Origin of the sequence: Thermoleptolyngbya sp. M55_K2018_002 (assembly GCF_015295965.1) — a bacterium.
Lineage (GTDB): Bacteria > Cyanobacteriota > Cyanobacteriia > Elainellales > Elainellaceae > Thermoleptolyngbya > Thermoleptolyngbya sichuanensis.
This window is the reverse complement of sequence record NZ_DVEA01000430.1, coordinates 1-18,129: the sequence shown is the minus strand read 5'-3', so window position 1 is coordinate 18,129 and position 18,129 is coordinate 1. Positions and strand designations below refer to the sequence as shown.

The following is an 18,129-nucleotide window of genomic DNA, read 5'->3' as shown; positions in this document are numbered from 1 at the left end:
TCTTGATCTAGAACTACAGCAGAACAGGTCGGACTTCCAGGCAGCTTGACCTACCAGCGGCGAGTTTTTTGCACAATATCCACTACGCCTGCGCCAACCGTGGCCAGCAGCAAGATCCACAGCAGCCCGCCGGGAATAAACGTGAGAACGCCCAGCCCGCGCATCACCCAGACCGTGACCGTAATGCCCAAGAGAATTAGAAACGCCGCAGTCGTTGGCTTCATCGCAGTTTGCCCCAGCAGTTTGCCTCAGCAGTTTGCCCCAGGGTTCGCCTCAGGGTTCGCCCCAGATTCGCTCCATTCTTGCCCCCTGTTCTCCACAGGCGAACGACAGGATAGTGATAGCTTAGCCGCGCCTGCGAACGCCCGCCAAGATGCCCGACCCGATCGCCAGCAGCACCAGCGCGTAGACCGCTTCTCTGGGGATTTCCGTCAGCAGACCGAAGGATTGCAGCAACAGCAAGATTGCCATCATGACCAGCAAAATGCCAGCGACGTACAGAAAGATAGTGATGGCTAAGTTGGGAGAACGACCCACGGGTGAAACTCCATTAGGGCAGGGCGGTGTGTCAAGCAGCAGGGCACGAAGGGCCGGGTACGATGGTCTATTTTGACACGGGATCGACCCTGCTGGGGAGAAGTTGGCATCTCTTGGTTTTAGGGAAGCCGCAGAGCAGGCAGGATAGGAAAGGAGTGGGGCGATCGCCCGCGCTGGATTAGACCAAGACCTGCCGATCTAGCACCTCTTCTGCCAGCCCAAAGGAAAGCGTCATGCCCGCGCCACTCAGCGCATTCACCACCGTCACACCCGGTTCGGGATGCTGAATCCAATGCACCTGCCCTGGCAGTTTGGCGTAGATCCCGTGCCAGGTTTCGGCAATCGCAAAACTGGGAGCGCGGGCAAAGCCTCGCAGATATTCCAGCACGGCCTGATTCACCTCGGCACGGTCAAACGGATCGGGCGACAGACCGTATTCGTGGGAATCGCCCAGCACCAGTTCGCCGGCACGATTCTGCGACATCATGACGTGAATGCCCCACTTGGGAAAAAAGGGCGTTTCTGTGGCGATGCGCTGTTTCAGGGCGGGCAGCGATGGACAGTCGGCAAAGGCAGCATAGTGGGTCAGCGTCAGTCCGGCGCAGAGGGATGGCCCAATTCGCCAGCCGTTGGGCTGTGGCCCGGTTCGCATCATTTGCAGCTTGACCTTGGTCAGTCCACTGGCAGCATACAGGTCAGGATAGAGCATTTCAAAATCAGCGCCGCTACAGACGAAAATTTCCTCCGCGCTCCAGGGTTTGCCGCCTGCTAGCACCTGGGGATGGGCGATCGCCGTCACCGCTTCCCCAAACCGAAACTCCACCCCATACTTGGCTGCCAAGTAATCCGGCAGTTGGGCGATCGCCTCTCGCGGGTCAACCGTCATCTCTGTCGCGCTCCACAGTGCCCCCAACAGCCCCTCCGTCACTGCCGCCGCACTTTTTTGGGCCACTTCGTCTGCCGTGAGCAGTTGGATGGAATCGGCGGCGCGGTTTGCCGCGACAAATTCCTCCAGCACCGCCAGCTCATCGGCCCGATAGGCCAGGTGCAGCGACCCGCATTCCTCAATGCCAAATCCAGCGCCCTTCGCTGCTTCCAGCCAAATCTGACGTGACTTTAGCGCCCGCGCATACAGCGCTCCCTGGGGTTGCCCAATCGGCCACACCATGCCAAAGTTGCGAATCGACGCGCCGATCGCCCGCGTATTTCGTTCAAACACCACCACCTGCCGACCGCGCTTTGCGGCTGCCAGCGCGTGGGCCAGCCCCACTATCCCCGCCCCGACAACAATGACCTCTACTTTACTCATTTTTATTCATCAATTTTGTCTTTGGGGGACGTTCACGACGACGCTTCCAAACTCACTAAGACTCCCTTTAGCTCCATCAGCGAATCCAGCAGTCCGTCATTGGGATAAGCCGCCAGTTGCGATCGCTCGTGGGTTCCGTTGGTAACCCCCAGAGACAGGCACGCATGAGCATTGATTCCAGCGGCCAAATCAGACGGCGTATCCCCAATCACCACCACCGCCTGGGGGTCTTTAACGCCTAATTTATACATCGCTTTCTGAATCATGTAGGGCGCAGGTCTGCCCTCCTGGTTGTAAATTTCTGATGGCGTAACGGAGGCTTGAATGATGGAGTTGGGGCCACCCACATAGTCCGAATTTAGCCCCACGTCCCAACCCAAACGATTTAGGATGATGTCCGTTACTTTTCGATAAAAACCTGTGTTGAGGGCGATCGCAACTCCCTGGTTCTGCAAATAGGAGAACATCGCCAAACAACCCTCTGTAGGCGAAACAGGATGGGTTTGATAATGCTCCTCCAGTACCGAGCAAAATGCAGCGTAGGACACATCAATCTGTTCGGATAAATCTGGATGACCTGCACCAAGTTGGGCTTCCCAAAGGGTTTGAAAAACTCGTTTTTTTGCCCATCCCATCATGGACACAATCTGGTCAGTCGTTGCTTCCAGTCCGGTTTGTTCGGCTGCCAGAAAGAAGCACTTCTCAACTTCTTGCTCATCCTTAACCGTTGTGCCCGCCATGTCGAACACAACAAGCTGAATACTAGACACAGCAATTTTCCTGCGTAGGTTGAATGATAGCTTGGAACAAACCAGACAGCGCGAACTGACTCAAGCTTGAACTATGACGAGTCCCCCAAGCCGTAGCTACTATATCGAAATTTCTTACAGGGTAGCAGCGCTTAAATCTTGAGAATTATGAAATAATCCAGCCTTAATCTTTCCTTGAACTCTTCTTAGATTGCTGATAGTACCGTCAGAGCATGTATATCTGCATTCTACTATTTCAACTTTTGCTGAGCAACCGACAGGCTTGTTCTGAATGCCTGCTAAATATCCAAAAGAGATAGGTGTATAAGGTTTTTTATGTACCCGGTCTTCACGTTTCTTTAAATTTTCTCACTGCTCTGGTTTTCGGTTCTAATTCGGCTGTCCTGACGCTTTTAAGCTTGGTTCGGCAATTACATTGAACGATGGATTATTACAATGCTTGAGAAATGGATTGGGAAGCGTAGGTCACGCTTTTTGACTGGATTTATGGCAGCGTTTGGGTTGGCCATCGTGGTGGCTGCCTGCACCTCTGGCCCTGTAACCACAAACCCTGGAACGGGCACTGGGACGGGTTCAGCGACTGTAGCTGGGGGTTCGGAAACAATTACGGTGTATACCGCGCTGGAAGATGACCAGCTTGCGGAATATATTCCTATGTTTGAAAAGTCTCATCCCAATATCAAAGTGAATAAAGTACGCGACTCTACGGGAATCATCACCGCTAAACTGCTGGCCGAAAAAGACAATCCCCAGGCCGATGTCGTGTGGGGAACGGCGGTGTCGAGTCTGCTGGTAGCTGATCAGCAGGGAATGCTGGAACCCTATGCTCCGGCAGGCTTAGAAGCTGTACAGCCCCAGTTTCGCGATGACCGGAACCCGCCGACTTGGGTCGGGATTGATGCCTGGATGAGCGCCTTCTGTGCCAACACGGTAGAACTGGAGCAAAAGGGTGTGCCCGTGCCGACCTCTTGGGCAGATCTCACCAAGCCTGAATACAAAGGCATGATTGTGATGTCGAACCCGGCCTCTTCGGGGACGGGCTTCCTGTCGGTATCGGCTATTTTGCAAATGATGGGGGAAGAGCAGGGCTGGAAGTATCTCGATGCGCTGCATCAGAACGTGGCTCAATATGTCCACTCTGGCTCCAAGCCCTGCAAGATGGCGGGCGCAGGCGAGTATCCCATCGGCATTTCCTTTGACTATCGGGCTGTGAAGCAGAAAAACGACGGGGAGCCGATCGCTGCGGTGTTTCCAACTGAAGGATCGGGGTGGGATATTGAGGCGAATGCGCTAGTGAAGAAGGCGAATATCAAGCCCGGAGCGAAAGCGTTCCTGGATTGGGCGATTTCTCCGGAGATTATGGTCGAGTATGCCAAGAACTTTCCGGTGACTGCGATAAAGACGGATGTACCGATTCCTGAAGGATACCCGGCTGATCCCACCAAGCAACTGATCAAGAATGACTTTAACTGGGCAGCCAAGAACCGGGATGCGATTTTAGCCGAGTGGACAAAGCGCTACGACAGCAAATCGGAGCCCAAGTAGGAACGTGAGTGCGAATAGAGACTGGAACAAAACTGGAGCAAAACTGGAGCAAGTCTGAGACATGGGCTGGAGTGAGAGCGATCGCCCTTGTTGCTCGGTCAGTAACGCAGTGAAGTAACTCCAGGAATTCGCTCACTGATTCCTACGGAATGTCCAGAGATCACTCAGAGGATGAATCGGTTTCTTTGGCTTGCAGATCGGTTCATCCTCTTTTCCTGTTCTGAGCATTTTTCGAGCTTCATTGTGAGCCTTATCTTAATTTTTTAGATTTTTTAGAATCATGACTTACTCGCCTGATCCGCCAGCAACGGCTCGTCCAGTTTCTCCAGCCAGTTCATCTGCGTCGGTGAGGATGCCCGTTGCCTACCCCGAGGGCGATCGCGCTCTGGAAACTCCTTACCTGCAAATTGAGAATGTTCACAAGCGCTTCGGCAGCTTTGTGGCGCTGCGAGACATTTACCTGGATGTGTATCCGGGCGAGTTTGTCTGTTTGCTGGGGCCGAGCGGCTGCGGCAAGACCACGCTGCTGCGGATTATTGCGGGGCTAGAGCAACAGACCAGCGGGCGTGTGATTCAAGCAGGGCGAGACGTTTCAAGCTTGCCGCCTGCCAAGCGAGACTTTGGCATCGTGTTCCAATCCTACGCGCTGTTTCCCAACCTGACAGCGGCGCAGAACATCGCCTACGGACTGCAAAACGCCAAGATGCCCAAGGCGCAAATTGATGCTCGCGTTGCAGAACTGCTGGAAACCGTTGGCTTAGCGGGATTTGGAGCCAAGTATCCAGCCCAGCTTTCGGGCGGGCAACAGCAGCGGGTGGCGCTGGCGCGGGCGCTGGCCCTGTCTCCCGGACTGCTGCTGCTGGATGAGCCGCTGTCGGCGCTGGATGCCCAGGTGCGGGTGCGACTGCGGACAGAGATCGCGCAATTGCAAAAGCGGTTGGGAATTACCACCATTATGGTGACGCACGACCAAGCGGAGGCGCTGGCCATGGCCGATCGCGCCGTGGTGATGGACAGGGGCTACATTGCTCAGGTTGGTACACCCCACAGCATTTATCAGCGCCCCACAACCCCGTTCGTAGCCAACTTCATCGGGGTGATGAACTTTTTGCGGGGCGTGGTAGCTTCTTCTGGACAAGTCCGCTGCGGCAATCTCTTGCTCGATGCACCTCGCAATGAGTTTGACGTGAATACGCCAGTGCAGATTGCAATCCGTCCAGAGAATGTAAAAATCCTGCCGCAAAAGGATGCCTTTGACAGCAGCCTGCCGAATGTAATTGTGGCGGAGCTAGAGGAAGTGGAGTTTCTGGGGTCTGGCTATCGAATTGGGATGCGACTGGAAGGCGATGCCAAGGATCTGATCACCAGCGAACTGCCTGCTGATGCGGCGGAACTGCTGGATTTGCAAGTGGGGGCAGCACTGGTGGCGCAATTGCCGCCCGACTGCATTCAAGTCTTTGCCCAGGAACCCGTGAGAGCCTGAACCATGACGACATCTCCTGCTTCCTCCTCTCTGCGCGATCGCCTCTTTCCCCCACAGGTGCGCCACGTTATCACCCGCGAAGACTGGATCATGCGGCTGATGCTGGCGATCGCCACGTTATTTCTGCTGGCGGGCGTGGTGCTGCCGCTGGTGCCGATGATCCAGCGGAGTTTTCAGGACACAGAGGGCAACTGGGTGGGCTGGGCCAACTACGTTCGCTACCTGACCACGCCCTCGCTGCTGGTGTCGTTCACAAATACCCTCTCAGTGGCGATCGCCAGTACGCTCCTATCCGTCATTTTGGGATTCCTCTATGCCTACGCGCTGACGCGCACCGCCATGCGCGGCAAAGGGATCTTTCGCATTCTCGGTACTTTGCCGCTGTTCATTCCGCCGCTGGCCCATGCGATTGGGCTAATTTACCTGTTTGGCAATAAGGGCCTGTTTACGACTGGATTCTTTGGGCTGTTGCCGCCGTTTGATATCGGCCTCTACGGCCCCGTTGGCATTACCTTGGGCGAAGCGCTCTACTGCTTCCCGCAGGCAGTCGTGATTCTGGCGACCGCCCTCAGCCTCACCGATGCTCGCCTTTATGAAGCCGCCGACGTGATGAGAACGCCGCCGCTGCGGACGTTTTTGACGGTAACGCTGCCCAGCGTCAAGTATGGGCTGATGAGCGCCATTTTTGTCTGTTTTACCCTGGCCTTTACCGACTTTGGCGTGCCCAAGGTGGTGGGCGGCAACTTCAACGTGCTAGCGACCGACATCTACAAGCAGGTGATTGGGCAGCAAAACTTTTCGATGGGCGCAACCATCAGCGTTTTTCTTTTGCTGCCAACGGTTTTAGCATTTATCCTCGACCGCATCGTGCAGCGCCGCCAGACGGCAATGGTCAGCGCCAAGTCGGTGCCCTATCAGCCCAAGCCCAAGCCTGCCCTCGATTGGCTGATGTTTGCGATTTGTGGGGCGATCGCCTGCTTTGTGCTGCTGGTGTTTGCGGCAATCGTCCTGGCTTCGATTGTCAAGGTCTGGCCCTACAACTTTGAGCCAACGCTGCGGCACTATAACTTCAATGCAGTCGGGGGTGGGGGCTACGCCGCCTACTGGAACAGCATTCGCATGTCGCTCTATACGGCGATTTTTGGGACTGCTGCTGTCTTTGCGATCGCCTACCTTGTCGAAAAGGGCAAAGGACTTAAGGGCCTGCGCCTGTCCAACTATTTCCTGGCGACGATTCCCCTAGCGCTGCCCGGATTGGTGCTGGGCTTGGCCTACGTGTTTTTCTTCAACAATCCCACCTGGAATATTGGCGGACTGGCAATCAGAAACCCGCTGAACTGGCTCTACGGCACAATGGCGATTCTGGTGTTATGCAATGTGATCCACTTTTTCACCGTTTGCTTTCTGACGGCCACCACTGCCCTGAAACAGATTGATCCAGAGTTTGAGGCGGTGTCTGCGTCCATGCGGGTGCCATTTTACAAAACCTTTTGGCGCGTCACGCTGCCGCTCTGCGTTCCAGCCATTTTAGACATCGGCATTTACTTTTTTGTGAATGCGATGGTGACGATTTCTGCCATCGTTTTTCTCTATCCGCCCACGTTGCCGCTGGCGGCCGTGGCCATTATCAACATGGATGATGCTGGAGACATTGCACCCGCTGCGGCCATGTCTACCCTCATCGTGGTCACCAGTATCGGCGTGCGCCTGCTGTACTGGTTTTTGACACGCGGCCTGCAAATCCGAACCCAGGCCTGGCGATCGCAGGCAAGATAACTCCAGGCGAGATAACTCCAGGCGAGAGCAGGCTACAAATCTTGAGCCTCGTAAACTTGCTGGCTGAATCGCTGAAAGTCTTCCTCACAGAGCTTTAGCGCCTCCACCGCAGTCGCATATCCAGCCGCATCAAACAAGTCTCGCTCGCGGATCTTTGGCAGCCATGAGCGCAGCTTAATTAGCTCTGTTTCATTTTCATCGAGTTCGGCAAAGGTAAGATTCTGCTCTTGCCGCTCATGCTCTAGCTCTTTGTGAAAGTCCTGGCAGCGCCCCAGAAATTCCTCGTACTCGGCCTCCGCCTGCTGCTGAAATCGCTCAATCAGTCTTGAGTTTTGCTTCTCCTGTTCAATCGTGACGGTCAGCAGATCTGCCTCCCCGCCACCGTCGATAATTTCCATCGTCAATGTCTCTAGTTGTATCTGCAAATTTTGGCGCTGGGGCAGCACGCACACCGATTGCTGGAGATATAAGCCTCCCCACCCTTTTAACTTTCGCCAGACGTAGACCCTCTGCGTGGACGGCTGAGAGGGAACACGGTAGATCAGCAGATTCCAGGACTGACCAGACATGGGTTTATTGTAACAGGTGTTGCATTTATCCTAAAGACGTGTCAAACTCTGATGCAACAAGTGTTGCTTAATCTGCTTGTTGCCTGATGATGCCCTAGAAGCAGTTGCTTCCCTGGAAACTCTTGGAAGAGTGTCTACTACAAATCCTCCTGCTACCAATCCTTTGGCATGAAAAACTCTGCACTTTGGTTCGTAATTTGTTTGGGAGTGGTGAGTCTGTGCGCGGATGCGACCTACGAAGGGGCACGGAGCATCACGGGCGCGTATTTGGGCAGCCTGGGTGCAAGCGGTGCGGTGGTGGGTTGGGTGGCGGGGCTGGGCGAACTGATTGGCTACGGGTTTCGGCTGGTCATTGGCTATTTGAGCGATCGCACTCGGCAATATTGGCGCATCACCACGCTGGGCTACTGCATCAACACGGCCGTCGTACCGCTGCTGTCGCTGACCACCACCTGGCCCGCCGCCGCCGGACTGATGATTGCCGAACGCACAGGCAAGGCGGTTCGCACGCCGCCGCGAGATGTGCTGCTGTCCCACGGCGCGATGCAGATCGGGCGGGGATTGGGCTTTGGGCTGCACGAAGCGATGGATCAAATTGGGGCGGTGGGCGGGCCGCTGATGGTGGCGGCAATGCTGACCTGGCAGTATGGCTATCGCGGCGGCTTTGCGATTCTGGTGATTCCGGCGGTGCTGGGGCTGCTGGTGCTGCTGGTGACGCAGCGGATTTATCCGAATCCGAGGGACTTTGAGCCGCCGACTCCGGCGGATTTGCACACGGAGGGGCTGCCGCGCCGCTTTTGGATTTATCTGGGGGCGATCGCCCTGGTCGCGGCAGGCTATGCCGACTTTCCGCTGATTGCCTTCCATCTGCAACGGACGGGCGTGGAATCCACCAGCCAGATTCCGCTGCTCTATGCGCTGGCGATGGGCGTGGATGCGATCGCCGCGCTGCTGTTTGGGCGCTGGTTTGACCGGGTGGGGCTGGGCAGCCTGATGCTGGCGATCGCCCTGTCGCTGCTGTTCGCGCCGCTGGTCCTTTTGGGCAGCTTCCAGACGGCAATCTGGGGGATAGTGCTGTGGGGCATTGGCATGGGCGCACAGGAATCCATCATGAAGGCGGCGGTTGCGGGCATCGTCCCGCCCCAGCGACGCGGCTCGGCCTTCGGCATTTTCAACACAGGCTATGGGCTGGCGTGGTTTGCGGGCAGCGCCCTGATGGGCACGCTCTACGATTTCTCGCGGCCCGCCCTGGTGATTTTTTCGGTGCTGATTCAGGCTCTATCGCTGCCTGTTCTACTTTTTGTTGTCCGGGGTGCGCGGTCGTCCTGACTTCCGCCAATGCATTCTCTCACACGCCAGCCCCCACCCAGTCGCCCACAGGTTCCACACTGCCAGCCGCCGCCTGCACCCGCTGCGCCTGAATTGCGGTGATGGCGACGGTGTTGACAATATCGGGCACAGTACAGCCCCGGCTGAGGTCGTTGACGGGTTTTCGCAAGCCCTGGAGGATGGGCCCAATGGCGACGGCGTTGGCAGAGCGCTGCACGGCCTTGTACGTATTGTTGCCCGTGTTCAGGTCAGGAAAGATAAACACCGTTGCGTGGCCTGCGACCTTGCTATCGGGCAGCTTGGTTTTGGCGACGCTGGCATCCACCGCCGCGTCATATTGAATCGGCCCTTCAATTTGCAAGTCGGGACGCTGGCTTTGGGCAATGCGGACGGCTTCCCGCACCTTGTCTACATCTTCGCCCTTGCCCGAATCGCCTGTGGAATAAGACAGCATCGCCACCAGCGGCTCGATGCCAAACAAGGCAGCGGTTTCCGCCGAGCTAATGGCAATGTCGGCCAACTGCTGCGGGTTGGGGTTGGGGTTCACGGCGCAGTCGCCATAGACCAGCACCCGGTCTTCCAGACCCATGAGAAAGACGCTGGAGACGATGGAGCAACCGGGCTGCGTGCGGATAAACTCCAGCGCGGGACGGATCGTGTGGGCGGTGGTGTGCAGCGCCCCCGACACCATGCCGTCCGCCAGGCCTTTGTAGACCATCATCGTGCCAAAGTAGCTAACATCGCGCATCAGGTCGTGGGCAAATTCCAGCGTGATCCCCTTGTGCTTCCGCAGGTCGTAGTAGGTCTGGGCAAATTCTTCCTGCCAGTCGGATTCCAGCGGGTCGATCAGCGTTGCGTCGTCGAGATGGAGTCCGAGGGCGGCGATCGCCTCCTGAATCTGTCCCCGGTTGCCCAGCAGCGTCACGTCTACCACATTGCGTTGCAGCAAGATTTCGCTGGCCCGCAGGATGCGCTCGTCCGTTCCCTCCGGCAGTACAATCCGCTGGCGCATCGTCTTCGCCTGCTGGATCAGTTCATATTCAAACATCAGTGGGGTCATGCGCGTCGAGCGGGCCACCTCAATGCGGGCCTCCAGCCTGGACAGATCCACCGACGATTCAAACAGCCCCAGGGCGGCAGCGATTTTGCGCTCGTTGAATGGGTTGAGCTGGGCGCGAACCTGGCTGGCGCGGGTGGCCGTTTCGTAGGTATCGGTGGCGACGGCGAAGATGGGCAGGGGCGATCGCCGAAAACTGTCCAGCAGCGCCCGCACCGACGGAGCCAGTTCCAGCCCGCCCGTCAGCGCGATGCCCGAAATTTTGGGATAGTCTTCGGCAAACATGGTCGTCAGACAGCCCAGCACGATATCCGCGCGATCGCCCGGCGCAATCACCAGCGCCCCCTCCTGCACATGGGTCAAGAAATTGGGCAATTGCATCGCCGCCACCTTATAGCCCAGCACGTCGCGGTTAAGCTGGCTTTCGTCGCCCATCACGAGTTCTCCGCCCAGGGTGTGCATCACCTCGGCCACCGTGGGTTTGGTAATGCGCGGCTCTTCCGGCAGCAGGAACACGGGGTCGTCAGTTTGCCATGTAGCCTGGAGGCGATCGCCCAGTTCCTCGCGCATCTCTGGCGCAATCCGGTTGATGAACGTAGCGGCGATCGCACAGCCGTAGTTCAAAAACGCCTCCCGCTCCGTCCGCACTGCGCTGATCAGTTCCTCTAGCGTTTTGCCCTCGCCGCTCGACACTAGGGCGATCGGGGCCGCCAGCAAATTTGCCACCTGTGCGTCAAAATCATCCACAAAGGCAGAGCCGATTTCCGTCGCGTCCACCCCTTCGCACACCACGAAATCGCACTGCGCCTCCAGCGTTTTGTAAGCTTCCACCACCCGTTTCAGCAATGTATCGGTACGGCCAGTAGCTAATAGCGCCTGCGCTTCCTCATGGGTGAGGGCATATTGCGAGTTGTAGGGCGCAGCAATGGCGTAGCGACTCCGCACCAAGTCAATATCGTTGTCTGGCGTGTCGCCCGCGTGAATCACCGGACGAAAGAAGCCCAGCCGCCCCACCCGTTTCGACAGCAGTTCCATCAGCCCCAGCAGCACCAGCGACTTGCCGTTGCCCGGTTCGATTGCGGCAATGTAGAGATTTTTAAGCATAAGATTTTGAGCAGGGGCAGATTTTGAGCGGGGGGCGATCGCCAGCAGACATGACATCAGCGCTAGCCGAATAGAACACTGTTAATTTTGGATTTTAGATTTTAGATTCTGGATTTTAGATTTTGGATTCTAGAGTGGCGATTTTGGGTTGCCAAGCCAGCGCTGCTGAAAGATCTCCAGCGGCCCTGTAGAAGCCTCTTGTAGGAGCCTATTGATGGGGAATCGACACCAAAGCCAATACCCAATGCGATTGCTCCACATTCTACGCAGGCGCTTCCAGAAGATTTGGTAATCCTGGACACGACGCACGGCGCACCCAGCTTGTCTCGATCAGGAATGTCAGGAATTCTCAATGAAAACGCAGTATTACACCGCAACCAGCCTGGATGGCTACATCGCCGATGCCAACCATTCTTTGGAGTGGCTGTTTCAGTTTGGCGACCCAGAAGACGGCAGCTATCCCAGCTTTATTCAAGAAGTGGGGGCGATCGCTATGGGTTCCACCACCTACGAATGGATTCTCAACCACGACAGCCCCGACAATCCCAACGCAAGCCCAGCGCAGCCCGCCTGGAGCTACACGCAGCCCGCTTGGGTGTTTACCACGCGCACGCTGCCCACCGTTCCGGGTGCGGATATTCGCTTTGTGAAAGGCGACGTGCGTCCGGTGTATGAGGAAATGCGGGCGATCGCCCAGGACAAAAACATCTGGGTAGTAGGCGGCGGCGACCTGGCAGGGCAGTTTTATGACCAGGGGCTATTGGATGAAATTATCGTGACCATTGCCTCGGTAACGCTGGGCAGCGGTGCGCCCCTACTGCCACGCCAAATCACCACGCCGCCGCTCAAGCTGGTGTCTGCAACGACCTATGGCACAGCCTTTGTCGAACTGCGCTATGCAGTGCAGCGAAGCGCCGATGAGGGTTAGTCGCTCCCAACGGAGAGAAAACAAGAGTCCTGACCGCCTTCTCCTCTAGGGAAATATTTTCGGATATATGGGGATGTAGTCTGCCTATCGCAGGGTGAGCAATATCTGCGTTCAGCTATCTGCGTTCGGCTATCTGCGTTCAGCCACGCCCCTGTTGGAATCGATCGGAATTGATTCGGAAATTGATGCGTAAAGTTGCCTGAATGGCCTGATAAGTGCGTAACCGCTGAAGAGTGGCGCTGGTCAGGTCATCCCAGGCTGGAGATCGAGCCAATCAAAGTATTTGGTTTTCTTGGGATACGGTTTATCGATCAGCTCTGGCTTCTCGGTTTCCCTAATTTTCTCAATTTCACCAGTTCTTTTGATTTTTGAGGTAACTTCCTATGAAGCACATTATGGCCTTTGCTCTTGGCGCTATGAGCGTTTTGGGGTTCGCTACGGCTGTCTCTGCTGAAACCTTTACGGTTGAATGCACCTCTACTAGCCAACTCTGTGACCGCACGGCAACGCTGAACTTTACCTCGGATGGGCCAGGGATAGAGTATGCTGTTACGCTCAAGGCTCCGTCAACCCACTGTTCAGCCGTGAGATACCTGGTGTACTCCAATGACGGTCAGCGCCGCTTATTGGGTCGCACTACTTTCTTGAATGCAGGGGAATCAGATTATGTTTTCTTGGGCAACAACTATGCCCGTGGTTCCCAGAGTGTGCTGATTGGCGCGGAAGGCTGGATTGGAAACTGCAATACTGGCCGTCTACATTCCTGGGGAGTCGATGCCAACGCATACCCCGTACCGCGTTAGCGCGATCGCGCGATTCAGGTATGACTGATGGGGAAGCTGAGAGAGCAAGACGCAACACACGGGCAGTCTATGAATCTTGCATCCATCAAACAACTATTTCCAGAGTCAGCCAGCGACATCGAAGCTCTTGAAACCTTGGGGCTTGCGACTCGCCAGCCTGGTTGGATCAACACCCTCGACCTAGACAAGGCAATGACCGCTTGTTGGCTACTTGGCAAGATAGGAGATGACCAAGATGCAGATGCGCTCGCCGATGTGTTAGCGGGTCAACGCAGTGAATTATGGGTGCAGGCAGCGGCATCCCTGAGTTCAATCATGACTCAGAGGCATTTAGGGCCCCTGCTCTCGATTCTTGAAACGAGTTTTGATCCGGCACAGCGAGAAAGTGTTGTGTATGCTCTCTCTTTCCAATCAGACAGCGAGATTACCCCGCAAGTGATTCGGGTATTGACTGACGTTGCAACTCATCAGGGTGAGGCTCCTTCTGTTCGAGCGCAAGCCCTAGAAGGACTGGGAAATCAACTTTCTCAGGAGTTACTAACTCTACATCAGGAAGCAGTGAACGCAATATTGACCGCACTTGACGACTCGGAAGCTGTCATTAGGTTTTGGGCCTGCTTTGCTGCGGGCTGTCTCAAAAGCAAGGAAGCCCTGTCAAAGCTCCAATTCTTAGCTCAGAACGACAAGACCTTTGTGGAGGGATGGTGGACTGTGAGTCAGGAAGCTGAAGATGCCATCGCTTTAATCAATCGAGATTAATCAATGGCGGTTCATCAATGGCGGTTCATCAATGGCGGTTCATCAATGGGAAACCTCCTCTGCGTTAACCAAGCCAATTGCTCACTATCTGCTCACATCTACTCACTATCTAATAACTTTCGTACTCATGCGTACTCATGCGTACTCATGTTGTACCCATGAGCCGCCCCACGTTACTCAACTTTTATGGAGATATGGAGGACAAGTATGATCGCCAAGTTTACGACCGATGAAGCCTATTACGCCAGTTTTCCCAGTCCAGCGGAGCAGCTTACGATTGAATGGGACACCGAAACAGGGAAGCCCATCCGCCTAGAATGGGTGCATGGTTCCGCAGTTTGGTTTCTCCACCCCAAAACGCCAGGCAGCATTACAAGGGAAATGCCAGACTTCAACTACTATGACGTTAACCTGCGGATGACTACGGCTGGATACGAAGAAACCGCATACGGACTCAAGGGAAAACTCACGGTGGACGCGCACCGTCCTTCAGGGGCCACATTCGCTGCTATCTATGAAGGCACTGGCACGGCTTGGTTTGTGGCTGATGGTACGTTGACCCACCTGGCCGCTTCCTGAGTCATTGGAAATCTGTTCAGCAACGCCGCTGAGTCTGTTCATCTGTGACATGAGGCTATGCCGTGACTGAAGGCTATGCCGTGACTGAAGGCTATGCCGCGACTGAAGGCTATGCCGCCGCTTCGACCTTTTGCAGGAGTTCTTGGGCCAGCGACTCAAAGGACGCAAGCGCATTCTCGGCAGCAGTGCGGTCTTGGGCGCTGAGTCCGTCCAGAGATTCCACCGCAAACAGCGGGCAGCCCTCGCTCTGAGACTTGGACACGATATTGAGGCGGGGCACCCAGGTTGCTTCTGAAAACAGTTGCACCTGGTTGCCCCCAGGCAGTTTATTCAGCCGTCCGTATAGCTCTTCGACCATCGATAAATTAAAGGCCCGCGAGGTGCGATCGTGCATACTGACTGCAATGCCCACGATGGGCAGCGGCGTTTCGCGAAACTGCCCGACTTCTTCGATTTGCCCCAGCACAAATTCCAGCGCCCGGATGGGATAGGGCGAAAGCTGAGTCGGCACTAGCACGCCCCCAGAGGCCATCAGGGAAATGCGGTTCACCTTGCCAAAGGAGGGCGGCGGGTCAATAAACACAAAGTCATAATCCTGGCTTTTGAGCTTTTTGGCCAAAATGCGATCGCTGTCCACAATCTGAATCAACTGATTCTCCATATTGCTGAGGCGGATGTGGGAAGGCACGACATCTAAAACCACGTTGCCCCAGCGCTTTTTCATAATCACATCGTCCAGCACCAGCCGGGGTTCGGTGAGCAAATGGGTAATGTCTTTTCGACCAACTTTTTCCACATCTTCTAGCGGGTCGATTCCCAGGCCCGTCGTTAGGTTTGCCTGTGCGTCGATGTCAATCAGCAGCACCCGCTTGCCCAGTTGCGCTAGGGCCGCAGCCAGGTTAATGGTTAGGGTGGTTTTGCCAACGCCGCCTTTGTTGTTGAAAACGGTGATGATCATAGCGTTTCGGGGTGGAGTGTGGGGGGACAAATCGGGCTGTATGGGCAGCACTGAGAGGACGTGGGAGTCTTGCGACAGTTGGGCGATCGCCCGCACAAGCTGTTCGTGAATTTTGCGGTGGCTGCTGCCAAAGGCCTCCATGACGCGATCGCAGTTTCGCTTCCACAGCAGCGACCCCAACACCCGATAGCTTTGGTAGAGGTAGTCGCGGCTATAGTTCCAGAGCGAGTGAACCGCCTCGCCATCGTTGTAGAGCAGGCGAAACTGCTTGCCGTTGGTCAACAGTCCTAAAATGCTGCCCGAAGCGAGCAGATAATCCCGTAGTTGCCAGCTATTGTGGGCGATCGCCTGCTTGGGCGACTTCGCTTCGATAATCAGGTAGTGGCAATAGGGGGCAGATTGCTGCGCCCTGAGTAAAAAATCAACCCGCTTTTTGCCGAATGGAACCTGCTGAAGAATATCCTGCGGCCGGTAGCCCAGCAGTTCTAGCATGGGCAGAATGACTTCGGTTTCCAGCGCTTTTTCAGAATTGCAGCCATCGACCCGATCGAGCAAGGCACACCAGCGCTGATGAAACTCGTCTGAAACTGCCATAGGGAATTTCCATCCAAGCCAAGCCATGAGCGTTGCGATCCAGACTATCTTGGCACGGGGCATCCTGCCTGATCCACAAAAAAAAACAGAAACTTGACTGAAACGAGGCTAAAACAAAGTTGTCAGCAATTTTGCCGAGTCACATTGCCCAATTCTTCTGAGTGGCGCTAATTGAGTGGCGCTAATGAAGTTGCTGGAAGGCTGACAGGCGCTGGACTGGCAATCTAAAATCGCAAATCCAAAATCGCAAATCCAAAATCAAGAACTAATCGAGAACTAATCGAGAATCAATCTGGTTATTCGCGGGTGGTCTGCCGCAGCCATGCTTCGATGCCGTCGGCCAGGGCATCGGCCAGGCGCTCCTGCTCCTGCGGATTGACGATCCACTCGAATTCAAAGGGATTGATCATAAAGCCTAGTTCCAGCAGGACGGATGGGGCAACGGCGGGGCGCGTCAAGGCGAGGTTATTCCAAAAGACCCCGTAGGAAGGGCGATCGCGCGTTTCCACCAGATAATCATGCAGAAATTCCGCCAGGTCTTGCGCCTGGTTTTGATACCAGAACGTGCCAATGCCTGCGGTGTTGATCGCGTCGCCATCGTCGGGCAGCGCGTTGTAATGAATGCTGAGGGCGAGGTGTGGCTCCTGTTCCACAATCATGGCGGCGCGTTCGTTGGGGCCGAGGTCGATGTCTTCGGTGCGGCTCATGATCACCGTTGCGCCCCTCGCTTGCAGGCGATCGCGCAGCAGTTTGGACACAATCAGCGCCACGTCTTTTTCGGGATAGCCCGTGGGGCCGCGAGCGCCGAGGTCATCCGGGCCACCGTGGCCGGGGTCGAGAAAAATCCGCAGTCCCGTCAGCGGTTGCCGCCGCGATGACGACAGCACTGGCGGGTTTCGCAGCGACAGCACCAGGCTAGTGCCCTCATAGCGCAGCTTGTAGCCCCACTGGTGGCGCGAGTTGAGCAGCACAGTGTATTGCACTTGGGTCGGCGAAATTTGCTGCCAGTCGAACCGCTGGATCAGGCGATCGCGCGGCACGAAGATTGTGTCGGTCTGGGCGATGGTGTGGTGCAGGGTGAGGGCCACCGTGCGATCGCCCTGATGCAGCGACACGGGCACAGGTGCTTGCAGCGGAAACACGATTTCCGTCCATTCTCCAGCCAAGCGAGAGCGAACGCCACGAATCAGCGTTTGGGGCGGCGCGGCATTGGGCACGGGCTGGGTTTCCGACTCGCGAATCCACGCGCCATAGCCCAGCCGCAGCCAGCCGCCCTCGCGCCCCGTCACTACATCTCGCGTGCCCTGGGGCAGGGGGGTGAGGCGGGAATAGTCGGTGCTGGGGCCGGTGCGGGCGGTTCCCGATGCAGCGACCACCTGCACCACAGGCGGGTTTAGCAGCGGCAACAGCGACACGCTGCCGGGAGCCGTCTGGCGCAGGGTTTCGCCGCGAAGCTGGAGTTGATAGTCTGGCTGACCCAGCGCGACGGTCTGTGCCGGGTTCGGCAGCACGGCCCCGGTGGAAATTGCGTTGCCGTAGGTGAGGATCGGCTGGCTCAGCGGCAAGCAGCCCTGGTAGCGCTGGGCAGCCTCCATCACAGCGGGCTGGTTCAAGTCTGTCAGCACGGCGGAGTTGGGCGGCAAATCCACGGCGCTGGGCTGGGGCGCGAGGGGAATGGTCTGCCCCGCAAGGCTGACGGAAACGGTGGCATTGGGCGGGGCGATCGCCCCAAAGCAGACGGTCTCTCCTGGCCGCCGCGCCACATCCACCGCTGGCCACAGCGACCCCTCTGCAAAACTAGCGCCCACCGGAGCCGCTGCCCCCGCCGCCACGCGCACCACGCGAATCACCACCACCTCCGAACCGCGCCGCAGCGTGAAGACGTTTTCGCCCAGTTCTAGCGGAAAACTGGGGGCAAAGTGGCCGGCTGGACTGCGCTCGATGGGCTGCCCGTTGACCGTCACCTCGCCGCCGGGAGCCGCCGTGCCAATCAGGAAAATGCGGCTGGCGGTGGTTTCGTGGCCGTCGT

Annotated in this window: 16 protein-coding genes; 8 read left to right on the top strand and 8 right to left on the bottom strand. The window is 56.5% G+C overall.

Going from position 1 to position 18,129, the window contains the following annotated elements; genetic code table 11:
* Nucleotides 1–50: 50 nt before the first annotated feature.
* The 4 genes from IGS51_RS21505 to IGS51_RS21490 form a co-directional block, all read right to left on the bottom strand.
* On the bottom strand, nt 51–224 hold the full coding sequence (locus IGS51_RS21505) for a hypothetical protein (protein WP_297080830.1): 174 nt from the start codon (nt 222–224) through the stop codon (nt 51–53).
* 121 nt (nt 225–345) lie between these two features.
* A complete protein-coding gene (locus tag IGS51_RS21500) occupies nt 346–537 on the bottom strand; it encodes a hypothetical protein (protein WP_172354028.1) in 192 nt (63 codons plus the stop codon).
* Between the two features lie 178 nt (nt 538–715).
* The gene (locus tag IGS51_RS21495; protein WP_297080826.1) at nt 716–1,846 is read right to left on the bottom strand and encodes a TIGR03364 family FAD-dependent oxidoreductase; all 1,131 of its coding nucleotides are present in this window, start codon (nt 1,844–1,846) and stop codon (nt 716–718) included.
* A 32-nt stretch (nt 1,847–1,878) separates the two neighbouring features.
* A complete protein-coding gene (locus IGS51_RS21490; RefSeq protein WP_297080824.1) occupies nt 1,879–2,616 on the bottom strand; it encodes an HAD family hydrolase in 738 nt (245 codons plus the stop codon).
* A 486-nt stretch (nt 2,617–3,102) separates the two neighbouring features.
* Between IGS51_RS21490 and IGS51_RS21485 the strand changes: the two genes are divergently transcribed.
* From IGS51_RS21485 to IGS51_RS21475, 3 genes are all read left to right on the top strand, one after another.
* Complete coding sequence (locus tag IGS51_RS21485; protein WP_297080822.1) at nt 3,103–4,161, top strand: putative 2-aminoethylphosphonate ABC transporter substrate-binding protein; 1,059 nt, start codon at nt 3,103–3,105, stop codon at nt 4,159–4,161.
* A 352-nt stretch (nt 4,162–4,513) separates the two neighbouring features.
* Nucleotides 4,514–5,644, top strand: coding sequence for a putative 2-aminoethylphosphonate ABC transporter ATP-binding protein (locus tag IGS51_RS21480; RefSeq protein ID WP_367279407.1), 1,131 nt, complete (start codon nt 4,514–4,516; stop codon nt 5,642–5,644).
* Nucleotides 5,645–5,647: 3 nt separating this feature from the next.
* Nucleotides 5,648–7,420 (top strand): putative 2-aminoethylphosphonate ABC transporter permease subunit, encoded by a 1,773-nt coding sequence (locus IGS51_RS21475; protein ID WP_297080818.1) that lies wholly within the window; start codon nt 5,648–5,650, stop codon nt 7,418–7,420.
* A gap of 32 nt (nt 7,421–7,452) precedes the next feature.
* Here the strand turns inward: IGS51_RS21475 and IGS51_RS21470 are convergent, their stop codons facing one another.
* Nucleotides 7,453–7,989, bottom strand: a complete 537-nt coding sequence (locus IGS51_RS21470) for a Chromate resistance protein ChrB (protein WP_367279405.1) — start codon at nt 7,987–7,989, stop codon at nt 7,453–7,455.
* A gap of 168 nt (nt 7,990–8,157) precedes the next feature.
* Between IGS51_RS21470 and IGS51_RS21465 the strand changes: the two genes are divergently transcribed.
* A complete protein-coding gene (locus tag IGS51_RS21465) occupies nt 8,158–9,318 on the top strand; it encodes an MFS transporter (RefSeq protein WP_297080814.1) in 1,161 nt (386 codons plus the stop codon).
* A gap of 19 nt (nt 9,319–9,337) precedes the next feature.
* On the opposite strand, the gene pta is transcribed toward IGS51_RS21465, so the two are convergent.
* On the bottom strand, nt 9,338–11,479 hold the full coding sequence (pta, locus tag IGS51_RS21460; protein WP_367279406.1) for a phosphate acetyltransferase: 2,142 nt from the start codon (nt 11,477–11,479) through the stop codon (nt 9,338–9,340).
* A 352-nt stretch (nt 11,480–11,831) separates the two neighbouring features.
* Here pta and IGS51_RS21455 point away from each other — a divergent pair, with 352 nt between their 5' ends.
* The 4 genes from IGS51_RS21455 to IGS51_RS21440 all read left to right on the top strand — a co-directional run bounded on the left by IGS51_RS21455 (nt 11,832) and on the right by IGS51_RS21440 (nt 14,548).
* Nucleotides 11,832–12,407 (top strand): dihydrofolate reductase family protein, encoded by a 576-nt coding sequence (locus tag IGS51_RS21455; protein WP_297080810.1) that lies wholly within the window; start codon nt 11,832–11,834, stop codon nt 12,405–12,407.
* Between the two features lie 383 nt (nt 12,408–12,790).
* Nucleotides 12,791–13,210, top strand: a complete 420-nt coding sequence (locus IGS51_RS21450; protein ID WP_297080808.1) for a hypothetical protein — start codon at nt 12,791–12,793, stop codon at nt 13,208–13,210.
* 69 nt (nt 13,211–13,279) lie between these two features.
* Nucleotides 13,280–13,969, top strand: a complete 690-nt coding sequence (locus IGS51_RS21445) for a HEAT repeat domain-containing protein (protein ID WP_297080806.1) — start codon at nt 13,280–13,282, stop codon at nt 13,967–13,969.
* Nucleotides 13,970–14,176: 207 nt separating this feature from the next.
* A complete protein-coding gene (locus tag IGS51_RS21440; protein ID WP_297080805.1) occupies nt 14,177–14,548 on the top strand; it encodes a hypothetical protein in 372 nt (123 codons plus the stop codon).
* A 109-nt stretch (nt 14,549–14,657) separates the two neighbouring features.
* Here IGS51_RS21440 and IGS51_RS21435 read toward each other — a convergent pair whose 3' ends face one another.
* Both IGS51_RS21435 and IGS51_RS21430 read right to left on the bottom strand, forming a co-directional pair.
* Nucleotides 14,658–16,100: an AAA family ATPase gene (locus IGS51_RS21435; protein ID WP_297080803.1), complete on the bottom strand. Its 1,443-nt coding sequence runs from the start codon at nt 16,098–16,100 to the stop codon at nt 14,658–14,660.
* Nucleotides 16,101–16,396: 296 nt separating this feature from the next.
* Nucleotides 16,397–18,129, bottom strand: a 1,733-nt coding sequence (locus IGS51_RS21430; RefSeq protein ID WP_297080801.1) for an N-acetylmuramoyl-L-alanine amidase, incomplete at its 5' end; no start/stop codon positions are given.